The organism is Nitrospirota bacterium, assembly GCA_040755395.1.
Classification (GTDB): domain Bacteria; phylum Nitrospirota; class Nitrospiria; order Nitrospirales; family Nitrospiraceae; genus DATLZU01.
Genome location: JBFMAX010000002.1, coordinates 421,683 through 435,700, shown reverse-complemented (window position 1 = coordinate 435,700; position 14,018 = coordinate 421,683). Strand labels below are relative to the sequence as shown.

The 14,018-nt window shown below is 59.0% G+C and carries 14 protein-coding genes; 12 read left to right on the top strand and 2 right to left on the bottom strand.

Annotated elements, in window-relative coordinates; translation table 11 throughout:
* Window positions 1-155 precede the first annotated feature (155 nt).
* Window positions 156-461 (bottom strand): hypothetical protein, encoded by a 306-nt coding sequence (locus AB1555_06050; protein MEW6246260.1) that lies wholly within the window; start codon window positions 459-461, stop codon window positions 156-158.
* Between the two features lie 251 nt (window positions 462-712).
* Window positions 713-2,230, bottom strand: coding sequence for an efflux RND transporter permease subunit (locus AB1555_06045; GenBank protein ID MEW6246259.1), 1,518 nt, complete (start codon window positions 2,228-2,230; stop codon window positions 713-715).
* A gap of 463 nt (window positions 2,231-2,693) precedes the next feature.
* On the opposite strand from AB1555_06045, the gene AB1555_06040 reads away from it, so the two are divergent.
* The 12 genes from AB1555_06040 (at window position 2,694) to AB1555_05985 (ending at window position 13,747) form a co-directional block, all read left to right on the top strand.
* A complete protein-coding gene (locus tag AB1555_06040; protein ID MEW6246258.1) occupies window positions 2,694-2,939 on the top strand; it encodes a hypothetical protein in 246 nt (81 codons plus the stop codon).
* Window positions 2,940-3,862: 923 nt separating this feature from the next.
* Entirely contained in the window at window positions 3,863-4,645 is a 783-nt protein-coding gene (modA, locus tag AB1555_06035; protein ID MEW6246257.1) for a molybdate ABC transporter substrate-binding protein, read from the top strand.
* Between the two features lie 181 nt (window positions 4,646-4,826).
* Window positions 4,827-5,042 carry a hypothetical protein gene (locus AB1555_06030; GenBank protein MEW6246256.1) on the top strand — a complete coding sequence of 72 codons (216 nt, stop codon included), beginning with the start codon at window positions 4,827-4,829 and terminating at the stop codon, window positions 5,040-5,042.
* Window positions 5,020-5,361 (top strand): hypothetical protein, encoded by a 342-nt coding sequence (locus AB1555_06025; GenBank protein MEW6246255.1) that lies wholly within the window; start codon window positions 5,020-5,022, stop codon window positions 5,359-5,361. The genes AB1555_06030 and AB1555_06025 overlap by 23 nt, the downstream gene beginning before the upstream one ends.
* A gap of 47 nt (window positions 5,362-5,408) precedes the next feature.
* Window positions 5,409-6,305 carry a prohibitin family protein gene (locus AB1555_06020; protein ID MEW6246254.1) on the top strand — a complete coding sequence of 299 codons (897 nt, stop codon included), beginning with the start codon at window positions 5,409-5,411 and terminating at the stop codon, window positions 6,303-6,305.
* A 95-nt stretch (window positions 6,306-6,400) separates the two neighbouring features.
* The gene (locus tag AB1555_06015) at window positions 6,401-8,011 is read left to right on the top strand and encodes an ATP-binding protein (protein ID MEW6246253.1); all 1,611 of its coding nucleotides are present in this window, start codon (window positions 6,401-6,403) and stop codon (window positions 8,009-8,011) included.
* On the top strand, window positions 8,012-9,415 hold the full coding sequence (locus AB1555_06010; protein MEW6246252.1) for a sigma-54 dependent transcriptional regulator: 1,404 nt from the start codon (window positions 8,012-8,014) through the stop codon (window positions 9,413-9,415). It abuts the gene before it with no gap.
* Between the two features lie 275 nt (window positions 9,416-9,690).
* Complete coding sequence (locus AB1555_06005; protein MEW6246251.1) at window positions 9,691-9,906, top strand: hypothetical protein; 216 nt, start codon at window positions 9,691-9,693, stop codon at window positions 9,904-9,906.
* A 151-nt stretch (window positions 9,907-10,057) separates the two neighbouring features.
* Window positions 10,058-10,453 carry a response regulator gene (locus AB1555_06000; GenBank protein ID MEW6246250.1) on the top strand — a complete coding sequence of 132 codons (396 nt, stop codon included), beginning with the start codon at window positions 10,058-10,060 and terminating at the stop codon, window positions 10,451-10,453.
* A gap of 14 nt (window positions 10,454-10,467) precedes the next feature.
* Window positions 10,468-11,001 (top strand): hypothetical protein, encoded by a 534-nt coding sequence (locus AB1555_05995; protein ID MEW6246249.1) that lies wholly within the window; start codon window positions 10,468-10,470, stop codon window positions 10,999-11,001.
* A 289-nt stretch (window positions 11,002-11,290) separates the two neighbouring features.
* Complete coding sequence (locus AB1555_05990; protein ID MEW6246248.1) at window positions 11,291-11,863, top strand: tetratricopeptide repeat protein; 573 nt, start codon at window positions 11,291-11,293, stop codon at window positions 11,861-11,863.
* Window positions 11,864-12,844: 981 nt separating this feature from the next.
* Window positions 12,845-13,747: a hypothetical protein gene (locus AB1555_05985; protein ID MEW6246247.1), complete on the top strand. Its 903-nt coding sequence runs from the start codon at window positions 12,845-12,847 to the stop codon at window positions 13,745-13,747.
* Window positions 13,748-14,018: the final 271 nt, after the last annotated feature.

The window sequence follows — 14,018 nt, the reverse complement described above, 5'->3', positions numbered from 1 at the left end:
CAACTTTTGCCCCGTGTTGCAGATTCCATGACGCGAGGGAATTCAAGCGGCCAGTATATGGCGATTCTGGCCCCAAGGAGGAACAACATTGATCGCTCAGAATGTTCATCAGACACTCCTGCCATGAGAAGAGTGGGCGGTCCTAACCTGGAACGTCATACGTGTTCCTCGCAAGGGAAAGTAAACACTTTGACCGGAATAGGCTGCCCACGTGCGGCCTTTACACGTGCCGCGTAATGCGCTTGAAGCGCTTTGACCGCACTGTTGGCTTGATCAGATGGGAGAGCCGAAAAGATAATGCAATTGATATCGGGCTGGAGGAACGTCCCGTATACTTTCCCGGTTAAACCTTCACCCTTGACATTGCTCAGCACGGTATACGTTTTGACGCCGGTATCGTGCAACAGCGCCTCCAGTTCCTCCAACATGGAGTCCCGAGCCACGATGATCAGCATTTTCATGGTGCCCGCGCCTCCTTCTAAGTTATTTGCTCTGAGCTTCGCAGAGGATAGGCTTTCTCTGCCCATCATTCTTAAATCACAAGAGGACGTCTCAGCAGTGTGTCCCGTTCAACCTAACCAGCTACTGAACAGATGACGGTTTAGCTTGCGGTTTTTCGGGCCGTCGCAGGAAGACCATCGGACAGCACTCACCCCCCTCCGAAAAGGACGACAACATTCAGCGATGGAGGTGTATCCGGCCCCCATTGCGCTCATGCACCGGCGGCATGTGCCGATTCTCCGTCGTGGTGTCCCGTCATCATGTATTTCGCCATCGTCGGCACCAGCGTGCGCGACAGGACGAAGGAAGCCAGCATCGCGATGATGACCGCCTCCGCCATGGGCTTAAACAGGTAGCCGGAAGCGCCGGTGAGCCCGAAAAGCGGGATCCAAGCAATCGCGATGCACAGGGTGGCGACGAACGTCGGGACGACGATCTGATTGGCGGCGTCGATGATCGCCGTCTCCAGCGGCTTGCCCATGTCGAGATGGCGGTCGATATTCTCGATCATCACGGTCGCATCATCGACCAGAATGCCGACGGCCAGCGCCAGCCCACCCAAGGTCATGACGTTGATCGTCTCTCCGAGCCAATGCAGGCCGATGACGGCGGTCAGGATGGACAGCGGAATCGAGGTCCACACGATGGCCGTAGCCCTCCAGGAGCCGAGCAGCAAGAGCACGATGAGCCCGACCAGCACCCCGGCGGTCAGCATTTCGTGCACGACGTCCGAGATGGCGTCTTTGACGAAGGTCGAGGCGTCGTCGAGGAGCCGGATCTTGACTCCCTCCGGAACGACTTGCTCGGCGCGCGGAATCATCTTCTTGATCCCGTCCACCACCGCCAGGGTCGAGGCCTCCGTGCTCTTCATCACGACGATGATGACAATCTGCTTGCCCTTCACCAGCACCGCGTTCTGTTGCACCCGGCCCATCAGACGTACCGTCGCGACGTCGCGCAGATAGATGAACTTGTTGCCGTCCCGCTTGATCGGAATATTTTCGAAATCCTCGATCCGCAACGGGGAGGCGTTCGTCTGAACGATCCAGTCGGTCTGTTTGATCTTAATGTCGCCGGACGGCAGCACGCGGTATTGCCGCATGAGGATGTCGTGGACATCCGCCGGCGAGAGGTGGCGGGCGAGCAACTTCTGCTGATCGAGATTGACCATCACCTGCATGTCCTGCCCTCCGTAAGGGTGTGGCAGGATCGCCCCCGGCACCGTCACCAGCAGAGGGCGGATGCGCATGTAGGCGAGGTTGTAGAGTTCCGCGGGAGTCATGTGGTCCGCGCTCACTTCGAGCATGGCCACCGGAATCGCGGAGGGGGCCAGCCGCATGATCATGGGCGGCGAAATATCCGGCGGCAGCCACTTGACGACCCGCTGGGCAATGGCCGTGATATCCGCTTCGGCCCGGCCCACGTCCACGCCGTCCTGCAGAAAGATATTGGTGATGCTGAAGCCGTAGTAGGAGTGACTGTGCATGTACTTGATGCCTTCCACCGTCGCGGTCACGGCGCGCTCGAACATATAGGTAATCCGCCCTTCTACCTGCGCCGGCAGCAAGCCGGCGTAGTCCCAGACTATGGAGGTGATGGGAATCGAAATGTTCGGAAAGACATCGGTCGGCATGTGGAGCACTGTCATGCCTCCAAACAGCACAATCAGGATCGACATAACGACAAAGGTGTACGGTCTGCGTAGGGCGATGAGGACAATCTGGTTCATACGCCAAGTCTGTAGCAAAGTATTTACCGGTCGTCGTCTTTATTCGACGTGCGGGGTTGGGAGGACCAGGATGCCCGCGATTTCTTGGCGTAATTGCGCTCATCGCTCTCTGGTACTCATCTGGCTAGTTAAGTCTGGGGAATCGAGGGCGCGCAGTTGCGCACTGCGCGCATCGCGCGACATCTCACAATTCCACCCTGGCGCGGCTATGCGGATGGTCCTGAGGCGGTACTGAACTCGTTGGATATGCCGCGGTTGGACTGGGTGTCTTCCACGAATCGAATGGAGACGACAATCGGTATTGATCTTGCGTGATCCATTTCGATCGCCGACATTCCGGCCCATCGGACTCGTCAGAAGGAGGACCGATGGGCATCTTTGCTTCGATCAGGACCAATCTCTTGACGCCAGTGCGGATAGAACAGGAGCGAGGAGTACCACGGCGAGAATTCGCAAATTCAGCATGGCGATGGCTGCCGTGAGCGGACTCGCAGGCGACGTTGTGACAGGGGAGTCCGTTCAGGCTGAAACGCTGACGCTGAGGGCGGCGGCGGAAAGCTTCTTCAGTACGGTGAAGAATGAATTGATTCAACGGCAGTGCGGCAGATCGAATGTTGAAAAGGGGCAAAGCGTGGTGGTACCAAGCGCTTTCAGGTGGATGTCTGTTTTTCGGCCCGGAAAATACAACTTGGATCAGGAGCAAGACTAGAATGAGAAAGATCATGACCATCTCGATGCTGACCCACCATATTGAGACGCGGTCTTCTCGGGATTGACGCTCTCGCCAAATGAATTCCTTCAGCGCCTGGCTGGTCTCCGCGCTTTCGATCCCTTCCTCAGATATTTCTCTGGCGGGATAAGCCATGTGGCGACCAGGGAGATTTATGACGAACCGCTTTCAATGTCTCCAGGCGGGACAGTCCCGGCATCTCCAAGTCAAAGGAGAATGAGATCAGGGACTATGCGTTCGAGCGCAGTGAGCATCGCCTCACGAAGTCAAAGCCGACGACCACGTGCGGCCGCCGAGACACCCGTTTGATGATCGTCTCGCGGATGGTGGGGTGATCATCGGTGATAAAGCCGGTCCCCGGCATCGTGTCCCGTTCCTCAGGTGATAGAAGCAGTGATCGGTCTTTTTCTCTGCAGATCCCGCGTGCCTCACTTCGATCGCGGCCTAGGAGGATCATTCGATTGGATTGGGACGGAGCAAAGTACTTGCCAGTCGTCATTCAGGGGTAAGCAAGGGCAGGATAGGCGCACCTTATCGCGTACAATTGCGTTGAGAACGCTGTCTGGTTCGTCTCGAAGCGCGATGCCGAAGATCGCGAATTATGACTTTGCGCTCAGAGCGCATTGTGCGAAATTTCACAATTCCGAGGAGGCGTGGGTTGGGCGTCTGGCCCGACCCCACTGGTGAATCCACGAGAAATGCGTCGGTTGGAGTGCTTTTGACAGCCTATCGAACGGATACCTGTTTGGTATCGATCTTGCTGTATTCCTTCTCGATTGAGAATCACTCGTTCTGATCGCTCGCATTTCCGGCAACGAGAATCGATTCAAGTCATGTATCACTGGTAAGCCCCTCTTAGGAAGAGGAACACGCTCTTTATGGTGGGATTGCGGACATTCGGCATGACAATAGCGTTCATGGGAGGACTAGCAGGCGCCGCCGCAGCGGGGGAGCCGATTCAAGCTGAACCCCTGACGGTCGGGGCGGCTCCGAGCTTGAAGGCGGCGTTCCAAAAAATCATCCCGATGTTCGAGCAAGAATATGGCGCGACGGTACACGTCGTATACGGTCCGTCGGCAGCGCTTCGCCGACAAATTGAACAGGGCGCACCGATCGATGTGTTCCTTCCTGGGGCCGCTGAGGAAGTCGAGACCCTGCACAAGAAAGGACTGACTCTCGGCGAACCTCGGATCTACGCGCAAGCCCCTCTCGTCCTCGTCATGTCGGCGGCCTCGCCGGCAACTCCGATCTCCTTTCACGATGTGCTGCCGAATGGAACAACCCGCATCGCCGTCGCCGACCCGAAGACCTCCGCATTGGGAAAGATTACGGCGCGTGCGCTCGCCAAGCTCGACCAGGCGTACAGGAGCCGTCTCCACCTTCGCTATGCCCAACATACAGGCGATATCTTGCATCTGGTTCGTACCGGGGCGGCCGACATGGGCATCGTCTACCGCGCGGACGCCCTCAACGGCGGCGAGTTACGCCTCATGGAGGTAGTTCCAGGCGAAACAATGGTCCGGTTCGGTGCAGCGGTGGTCTGGACCTGTCGGAAGTCGGCTCTTCCTGTCGCGCAGGAATTTCTCGTTTTCATCATGAGCACCCGCATACAGAAACTCCTCCTGCAGTATGGATTTGAAGCCGTATCATCGAATGAGTTAGAGGCTGGACTTCAGAGCAATTGAGCAGGTGCCGTGGAGGAAATACTGTCGACGCCGGCTTTCTCAGGAATTCCTCCGGCACATTACGGCTCCGGCCCCGACACCTTCGGGGGAACACACGATGATGAATGCACGTGACGGACCTGTGCCTCGCACCGGACTTGCGGATCGGATTTTGGCTCTTCTGCATCGCCACCGGAGACTCATGTTCTTGGACATCGCGTGTAGGCTGCCCGACTGCACCTGGCAGATGCTTCTCGACGTTCTCATGCGGCTGCGGAAGCAGGAACGGATCGAACTGGTAGCGCACCAGTGGGACTATGAAGTGCTTTTCCTGTCCGGTGACCCTTCCGACCCAGCCCCTTCCGGCTCGCCAGAGATCGGCGAGCGGTGCGAGCATGAACAAAGGATGCCCGTGTAACCGCATCGGCGTCTTCGTTCTGTTCCTGTCGCTTGTCGCGCTCGGCTGCGCAAGAACCTCTGCGCCGCTCGACCTGTCTTCCCCTGACCCCTCGCAAGACCAATGGAAAATCGCGAGCTATTATAGTCGCGAAGCTGTTCTGCTGAGGCTCAAGGCCGATGAGTTGGCTGAACGGGTGGCGGTGTACGAACGGCTGTTCGGGCCGGACTCGGAATGGGTGGGCGGGACGAAACTGTTGGTTGAGTTCTATCGGAACGCGGCTCAAGAACGGGAGCGCCTCGCCGACATGCATCTTGAACTGGCCGCCAACGGACGCTGATCCCGGGTCGCTGCGCCTGCCTTTCCCTGACGTCTATGGAGGATGCCATGTCTCACCCTACAACACATACCCTGCCGCTGATTGTCATTGTGGCCATCCTGTCGTTGAGCGCCTGTGCGGGGACCAGTGTTCAGCCCGGCTACCGAGGGTTGATGTGGCGCCCGTTTTCCGAAGGGCTCTCACCCGAGCCGTTGAAGGACGGCTTCTACTGGCGTGCACCCTGGAACAGCATTTACCTGTACGACATCCGATGGCAAAGCTACACGGAGCACATCGATGCCCTGAGCGCCGACGACCTCCAGGTCCTGATCAAGGCGGCGATCATCATTCGGCCTATTCCGGAAGAGGTCTATTTTCTCGCCCATGAGGTCGGAACGGATTTCTACACCCGCATCGTGAAGCCGGAGTTTTTGGCCGCTGTGCGAAGCGTAGTGTCCGGATACAACATGGTGACCGTCCCGGAACGGAGTGCTGAGATCGCCAGCAAGGTACAAGCGGTGGTGACTGAGAAGCTGAAAGGGCGGCACCTCGAGATTCAAAGCATTGCCCTGGCGGATGTCGATTTCCCTCAACTCGTCCTGAACGCCATCGAACAAAAGCAGGCCAAGGAACAGGAAAAAGAACAAAAGGAGTTCGAGCTGACGATCGCCGCTAAAAACGCCGAGATCGCCCGCACGCGGGCGAAAGGAGAGGGCGATGCGATCCGGATTCGCGCTGAAGGAGAAGCGGAAGGCTTGCGAATCCGCGCGATCGGACAGGCGAAGGCGCAAGAGACGATCGCCAAAACGCTCACGCCCGAGTATCTCCGGTTCAAGCTGTACGACAGCCAAAATGCAAAGTTCGTCCTACTCCCGGACAATTTGAATGTTCCTATTCTCATCAATCCCGGTCCACTGCCCGGAAAAACTGCAGAAGTCGGGCAGGAGTCTATGACCGGGCGCTGATGAAGGTGAAGCGCAAGCTTGACCCTTCGTAACATTGGGCACTCCGTGGTCAAATTAGGACGGTGCTCGGTTGAGACGGGTCAGGAAGGTGATTCATGGCAATGCTGCGGTTGAACGGTGTTCTCGGGTGGGTATTGCTCGTCGGTATCCTCGTGGTCGTGGCCACCGTCGCCGTGCTGAACCTGCTGGACCAGTTCGTGATCGAGCGATCTGCGGCTCAGGATCGTCATGATGCATTCTTGCGGATCGCTGAATCCGTCAACCGCATCGTGAGCAAGTCGGGAGACGTGCATAACGTCGGTGCCATCAAGCAAGCCTTTGAGGAAATCTTCGAGCTGCGGCCTGGGATTCTCCGGCTTTCCGTGTTCGAGGTTTCGCCAGCCTCCAGCGCGTTGATCTACAGCAGCAACCCCCAGAATGTTCCGGAACATCTCAACCCCGAGGAGCACCGTGCCGTCTTCGCCGGGCATACGGTCACCCACTTTGTGAACTCGCCTTTTGACCGAGCTTGGCTGATTACGGCACCACTCATGATGGACGGGCAGGTCGTGGGAGCGTTGCGCGGGCGGTTCTCGATCGGGAAGTACGACCAACTCATCCGGCGAGAAACCGAACTGGCCAAAGATGTTGGGGTTGGAGCGGTCCTGATCACGTCTCTGGCATTTCTGATCCTGATTCGCGTGCAGGTCCATGACCCCATCCGCCAGCTTTTGACCGCCATGCGGCGCGCCGAAGCCGGCGAGTTGGCCATCCGCGCTCCGGTGACCGGTCCATCCGATCTCCGGGAGGTCGCAAACCAGTTCAACCGTATGCTGGAACGGGTTCGTGAGGCCATCGCCGCGAAGGAGCACCTTTTGGCTGAGGTGCAGGGCTTCAACGACGCGCTGATGGCCAAGATCGTTGAGGCGAAAGATGAGCTGCAGCGGGCCAACCAGACGCTGGTCGAGGCGCGCGCGCAGACGGAACGGGCGGAAAAACTGGCGGCGCTGGGCGAACTGTCCGCCGTCGTGGCGCACGAACTCGGCAATCCGCTCAATGCGATTTCCGGTTATCTTCAATTGCTCGCGAAGGAGCCGGACTCCCTTGCCCGGCAGCGTCATCTCGCTTTCATCCGGTGCGAGATCGCGCGCATGATCGCGACCATTCAGCACATCCTGGATTCCACCCGCGTGCAGGTGACGGCCGCTCCGGTCGATCTGAACCGGGTCGTTCAGGAGGTCATCACCTTGATCTCTCCAGGCCTGGCCGGGCGGCGGATCGTGGTGAAAGCCGAATTGGACCCCGTTCTCCCCCCAGTCGCCGGAGACCGACGAGCCCTCCACGGTGTGATGTTCAATCTGGCCACCAATGCCGTGCAGGCCATGCCGCTGGGTGGTGAATTGCGTATCTACACGGAGCGTGTGTTTCGGGGCGCGATCGAGGGGCATGTCATCCTCGCCGGCAGGCCGGATCTGGCTGATGACGCGGTGCGTCTGTCCGTGGGCGACACCGGGCAGGGTATTGCGCCCGAGCATCTCGCGCGCATCTTCGAACCCTTCTTCACGACGCGCCAGAGCGAGGGCGGGACAGGGCTCGGGCTCGCCATCTGCCAGCGGGTCATCTCCTCCCTCGGCGGAAGGCTGATAGTGCGGAGCGGGGTCGGGCAGGGGACGACCGTCGTCGTCGATCTCCCTGTTTTGAAAACATCTACCGTTCGGGAGAACTGAATGGGCGGCGATGGTTGGATTCTCGTCGTCGACGACGACCGGCGCAATCTGGAGATGCTGGGAGAGGCGCTCCGCGGCGCCGGTTTTCAAACGGATTTGGCCGACGGCGGCCGCCAGGCGATCGAACGCTGCGGCGTCCACGATTACGACGCGGTGATCAGCGACATTAAGATGGCGCCGGTGACGGGGATGGATGTGCTGAATACCTTCCGCCGGACCTCGCCGGAGACGCCCGTCGTGCTGCTGACGGCGTTCGGATCGGTGGAAACCGCCATCCAAACCATGAAGTCAGGGGCGTTTGATTACATTACGAAGCCAGTGAACCTGGATGAGTTGGTGCTGGTCGCGCGGCGGGCAGTGGACCATTGTCGCCTGGTGCGGGAGCATCGCCGGCTCCAGCGCGTGTTCACCGAGCGACCTCATGCAACATCCATCATCGGCCGGAGTCGAAAGATGGTGGAAGTGTTCAAACTGGTCGGCAAGGTGGCGCGCAGCAGGACGGCCGTGCTGATCCAGGGCGAGAGCGGCACCGGGAAGGAACTCATCGCCCGCGCGATCCACGATCACAGCGACAGAGCCGCACGCCCGTTCGTCGCCGTCAACTGCAGCGCGATCCCGGACTCCCTCCTCGAAAGCGAGCTGTTCGGTCACGTCAAAGGCTCGTTCACCGGCGCTCACGCGTTTCGGCGCGGCTTATTGGAGGAGACCGACGGCGGCACGTTCTTTCTGGATGAGATCGGGGACCTCTCTCCCGCGGGCCAAGCGAAATTGTTGCGGGTGCTGCAGGAAGGGGAGATCAGGCGTGTGGGCAGCAACGAGGCGATCTCCGTCGATCTTCGCGTCATCGCCGCCTCCCGGCGCAATCTTCAGCAACTGGCGTCCGCAGGACGGTTCCGCGAGGACTTGTTGTACCGCCTCAACACGGTGACGATTGTCCTACCGCCACTCCGGGAGAGACCGGAAGACATTCCCTTGCTCGCGGAATTCTTTCTCGCCCGCCACGGCGCAGAAGAGAGGATGGCCGGCATCTCGCTCTCCACAGACGCGATGCAGGCGTTGGTCAAGTATCCCTGGCCCGGCAACGTGCGCGAGCTCGAGCACGTGATCGAGCGGGCGGTGGCTCTGGCGACCCACTCGGTCCTGTCGGTCGAAGACTTGCCGCCGGACATTCTCCGGAAAGTCAACGGCACGGGGGAACAGACGGACGGCTTGCCCGGCACGCTGAACGCGCTGCGCCGTGAACACCTCCTGTCCACGCTCGAAACCACCCGCGGCAACAAGGAGCAGGCGGCGCGACTGTTGGGCATCAGCCGGCGAACGCTATACCGACTGCTCGACCGCTACGGCCTGACCAAGACCCAATCCAAGCTCGATAGTGAACCGTCCGGCACCGCTTTCACTTGAAACCTCGGCTTCGCTTCGCGTGTGTGTCGTTCTAGCGTTGCGTGCCATCCTGGCACATCGGACCACCGGCCCTTTATCGGCTCGCCTTTCGTTGCTCCCATGGAATTCGTCGATGTCTAGCGGGTTCGTTGTCTGGAACATGCACCACGTCGCGTGGCATCTCGCTTGCTGTGTTTCACACACGGAAAGCGCGGCATGAGCCGGATCGTGATCGCCGGACGCGGAGCCGTCATCGATAAGCAACTAACCGAAACCGAGCATAAAGGAGACGAGCTATGGCGTGCAGACGGTGCGGGGGCTTGATGGTCGTCGAGCTGCTCTACGATCCGCAGGAAGAAGCGAGTCGTATGCACTGCCGCGGCTCCCGATGCGTGAACTGCGGCTGCATCGACGACCCGGTCATTCGCGCCAATCGCACGCAGCCCCCGGCATTGGGGCGCCCGGCTGCGCGCGGTTCGGTCGCTGGCCGACGAATCCTGTTCCTGCCATGACCCGTGTGCCGGAAGCAGGGCCTCATGAGCGGAAGGGCAGGCGACGGTTGCGCCCCGCCGCATCGGCGCCTCTCGGCCTTTCTGGAGAGGCCTCGTTCCGTGCATGAGGTCCTGAACAGGCGCGAACGTGGAGACCGGAAGGAGGTTACGTATGGATGGTTACGGCAAGAGAGTGTTGGTGGTGGATGACGATGCGGATTCAAGGCAGGTTCTCGCTCTGTTGCTCGTCCAAGCCGGCTATAGCGTCCACGAAGCCTCCGACGGTCTGGAAGCGATGAACGAGATGAAACGGCGGCGATTCGACGTCGTCGTGACCGATTACCATATGCCGCGGTTGAACGGGTTCGAGCTTCTGATGCTGAGCCGGGTGGTCTGGCCGGATTTGCCTGTGGTGATCGTCTCGGGAAGCCAGGGCAACATGGCCGACCTGGCGGCGCAGCATGGCGCCTTCGCCTGGATTCGCAAACCCTACGAAACCGCATTTCTCCTCGACGTCGTCAACGAAGCGGCGCGGCGATCGACGCACGACCGCACACACACCGCGTGATGGTGGCTCGCCGCATGAAGCGCGTCGCGGCTGTGCACATCGGTTTGCTGCTGGCCCTCGGCGCCTGTCAGACCGCAGGACCGTGGGGCGGGACCGTTTGGTTGGACGACCGAACGTTCATGAGCTTGTGGCATACCTACGGCCATTGCCGGACCAGTATGAATCCGGACGAAAAGCGCGAAGATGCGCAACGACTCGCCCTGGCCACCCGCTCGATGAAGCAAGACGAGAAGCCATCCGTCCCGCTATCGGAGTCATTCAAACGCCTGATTGAGGAGCTTCCGCCGCGCGTCTCTGTGGATCCGAACGCGATGGTCGTGGCCTGCACGCTCTACGCTGCGGAGGCCGCCCACGCGTCCGGCCGGTACCGCACCGCAGCCGAGCTGTATCGCGTCGTGATTTCAACCTATGCGAAACCGAAGTACGCCTACTATGCCACTCAGGCCAGACGAGGCTTGACACAGATCGAACAGGACACACATTTTCAGCTCGATGGTTCCGAAGCAGCGCTCATCGGATCCGTTCAACGGATCGTCTCCCAGCGATGATTTCGCGAAGACAACATCAGTTGCGTATTGACTGCGTCTACCGGATGGCCAGGCTCCCCGTCAGTGTGTCGATACAGGTCGAGCCGTTAACACACCGAAGATGTGCGTCTCTCGTCGATGGGGAGGCAGACTGGAAGAAGCGTTTCCGCTGAGAGGATGACCGGGAAGATCCTGTGCAGCATTCATCGGTAAAACGGAGTCGGATCGCATGGGCACACGCCGGGCGATGGAGCTTGCTCGACGAATGAAAAAGGAGAGCTGGATGGATAGTAGCTGAGGAACGTGTTCCATGGGCATGTACCACGGTGTTCTTGCTCTGACAGCTACGGCGATCATGAGCCTGATCGCTGAGCCGGCTTACCCGCGGATCTGGGGAAACGGATGGGAACAGGGTCTGGTTTACGGTTCGTGGCGCATTGTGACGATCAGCGGAATGGATCGTGAACAGAACCCGTCGGACCTGGCCATGAACCTTACCGCGCAGGCAGCTAGCTTGGCGAAACGCGGTAACTATTCCGAAGCCGAACGCCTTTTAAAGCAATCGTTAGAGATTACTTCGCAGGCCCTCGGCATGGACCATCCTCGGATAGCGGCTCTTCTGATTAAATTGGGGAGTCTCTATGCCGTGCAACGCCGGTATGCCGAAGCGGAGCGTCACCTCCGGCTCTCACTGGAGATCAATGAAAAGGTGTTTGGCTCCGACCACTTAGACATCGCTGCCAATCTTGAAGCTCTGGCCTTTGTGCTCAAGAAGGAGCATCGAGACGAGGAAGCCCGGCAGTTGCAAACTCGAGCCTTTGAGATATGGTCGAAGCATAGAGACGATCGGACCTTGTACAGGAATGAGCTTCCTCCACGGTGAGCCACTGCAGCCTAATCCTCGTCCGATACCGAGGGAGAGGGGCCGTCTCTCCTCTCACGGTCTGCGACGGTTGTTCAGCCGCACAGTGATCGCTCCCGACAGTCCGCCATGAGTCCTTTGCATGGCTTCCCATCGGCAGACGTGGCGATGCTGTGTTGCGGGCCGGCCGTGAGTTTCCAGAGCCACCCATCTTCACGAACTGCAACGGCGGCATGATCGCGTGGTCGTGCGTGGACCATTCCTCTTTGGCCGCGATCCCGACGTTCCTGACCTGTTCCGTGATCTGCTCAACGTAAGCGGTGCGGAAGGCATGGACGGCGGCGAGCAAAGACCTCACGACCTGGTCTCTTGACACATCGGCAGCCTCCGCGGTTGAAACGATCACGCCCAGGCACACCCAGGATGGCCAATGCCTTCTTCCAGCCGACTCGGCGCTTCATTGCGTTTCCTTCTCAGAGGAATGGGCCAATCTGGCACGCCGTGCCAAGCTGTCACAAGATGACGTGCATGATTCTTTGTATGGTTCCGGCATAAGCCCTATGCCCACGCCCTTTGTCACAGCCAGCAATCGATGTGGAGCACACGCCCGCTCATCATCACGCATGCAAGCCCCCAGCAAAGCAAGGGTTTTCTCCGGCCAATGGAATTTACCCGCATGTAACACACAATTTACAAACTCGTTACCGTGTCGGCTCCGGAAATGCACCTCCGGAAACCCGCATGCCGCGATGGTCGCGGCAGTGGTACCGCATCTCAACGTTGCGATCAAAAAGTGGGGAAGGAGGTCTTATGCCGACGGGCATGGTTGCGGGGGCCTTGACGATTGTGCTGAGCATGGTATGCGGCATTCACTCTTACGCGGTAGCCGAGGAGAGAGCCGAACACGCTCAATCCAGGGAACCGAGTGTGTGGAATCCAACAACCTGGAAATGGATGCCGACTGAAGAGGAGATTCGAAAGTATCGACGAAGTTGGAATCCCATGACCCACGGTCCTATCTTGAACACGGGCATCGATATCCAGCCGAAGGGCCAGTTCCTGATCCAGCCGTTCGTCTTCGGCGAGATCGGCCACAGCAGGTTTGCGAATCAATTCGGCACAGCCACCACAGATTCGCATTTCCACTTAAGAGCCATCGCCCCGACGGTGATCTTCGCCTACGGTGTCACCGACCATTTGGAACTCAATGTGGCGCCTTCGTGGATCTGGTTCAACTCCCGTCAAGCCGGTGGCTCCGACGGGAAAACGATCCAGGAAGAAAACGACGTCGGTGATACGACGATTTATCTCAAGTTTCGCCCGATCGTGCAGGACCCCGATACGGCACGCCCCTCCGTTACGATCTACAACGGCGTGACGCTTCCGAGCAGTCAGTGGTTCGGGACCAAAGGGATCCCCGGCGGATTTTCACCACTCGGGCGCCTGCCGGGAACCAAGTTCGGCGGCCTCTCGTTCACCGAAGGCATTCTGCTCCGTAAGAACCTGAATCCCTTTCGTCTCAACGCAGGTGTGTACTATTCGTATACGGCGCCGGGAAGCACAGCCGGGATGAACACGTACAACGGCGACATTGTGAATACGCGCTTCATCATCGAATACATCGCCAACGAGCAACGCGGCCTAGGATTCAATTTGGAGTTCGTGACGCTGCACGGTCTTCCCTTTCGCCTGGACGGCCATGATGTCAATCTCAAGCCGACGAGTTTCAGTCTGATCGGCGTCGAGCCCTCCGTCCAGTACAAGTTCTTCCACAACTCGAACGGGGCGTTGGTCGGCGCCGCCGGTGTGCTCTTCTCGATTGCCGGCCAGAACAACATCGATGCAATCTATCCGAACATTTCCCTCTATTACTATTGGGGCAAGGGCAAGGTCATGATGAGGTGATCGTCTTACAGCACATGGGCGCGAGACTTCTCCGCACAGTGCGTCATGTGCGGATCCGCTCGCAAGGACGGCCACTTCCCCAATAAGCTTCCGTCATTTGTACTATTCTGTGATGGTATGCATATTGCTTGCTTCGCAAAATCATGAGTACTGAGAAAACCAAGGAGTAGAGAGTCGTGCGGACTTGGCTCACACCAAACTGGAAACAATGGGGCGACCGAGAACTGTTCTGGATCTTGTTGGCGCTGGTGGCGCTGTTAGTCTGGGGAAG

Bases quoted from the DNA above. Each gene is read 5' to 3' on its own strand.
- AB1555_06050 (MEW6246260.1), bottom strand. From the start codon at position 461: ATGAAAATGCTGATCATCGTGGCTCGGGACTCCATGTTGGAGGAACTG.
- AB1555_06045 (MEW6246259.1), bottom strand. From the start codon at position 2,230: ATGAACCAGATTGTCCTCATCGCCCTACGCAGACCGTACACCTTTGTC.
- AB1555_06040 (MEW6246258.1), top strand. From the start codon at position 2,694: ATGGCGATGGCTGCCGTGAGCGGACTCGCAGGCGACGTTGTGACAGGG.
- modA (MEW6246257.1), top strand. From the start codon at position 3,863: ATGACAATAGCGTTCATGGGAGGACTAGCAGGCGCCGCCGCAGCGGGG.
- AB1555_06030 (MEW6246256.1), top strand. From the start codon at position 4,827: ATGTTCTTGGACATCGCGTGTAGGCTGCCCGACTGCACCTGGCAGATG.
- AB1555_06025 (MEW6246255.1), top strand. From the start codon at position 5,020: ATGAACAAAGGATGCCCGTGTAACCGCATCGGCGTCTTCGTTCTGTTC.
- AB1555_06020 (MEW6246254.1), top strand. From the start codon at position 5,409: ATGTCTCACCCTACAACACATACCCTGCCGCTGATTGTCATTGTGGCC.
- AB1555_06015 (MEW6246253.1), top strand. From the start codon at position 6,401: ATGGCAATGCTGCGGTTGAACGGTGTTCTCGGGTGGGTATTGCTCGTC.
- AB1555_06010 (MEW6246252.1), top strand. From the start codon at position 8,012: ATGGGCGGCGATGGTTGGATTCTCGTCGTCGACGACGACCGGCGCAAT.
- AB1555_06005 (MEW6246251.1), top strand. From the start codon at position 9,691: ATGGCGTGCAGACGGTGCGGGGGCTTGATGGTCGTCGAGCTGCTCTAC.
- AB1555_06000 (MEW6246250.1), top strand. From the start codon at position 10,058: ATGGATGGTTACGGCAAGAGAGTGTTGGTGGTGGATGACGATGCGGAT.
- AB1555_05995 (MEW6246249.1), top strand. From the start codon at position 10,468: ATGAAGCGCGTCGCGGCTGTGCACATCGGTTTGCTGCTGGCCCTCGGC.
- AB1555_05990 (MEW6246248.1), top strand. From the start codon at position 11,291: ATGGGCATGTACCACGGTGTTCTTGCTCTGACAGCTACGGCGATCATG.
- AB1555_05985 (MEW6246247.1), top strand. From the start codon at position 12,845: ATGACCCACGGTCCTATCTTGAACACGGGCATCGATATCCAGCCGAAG.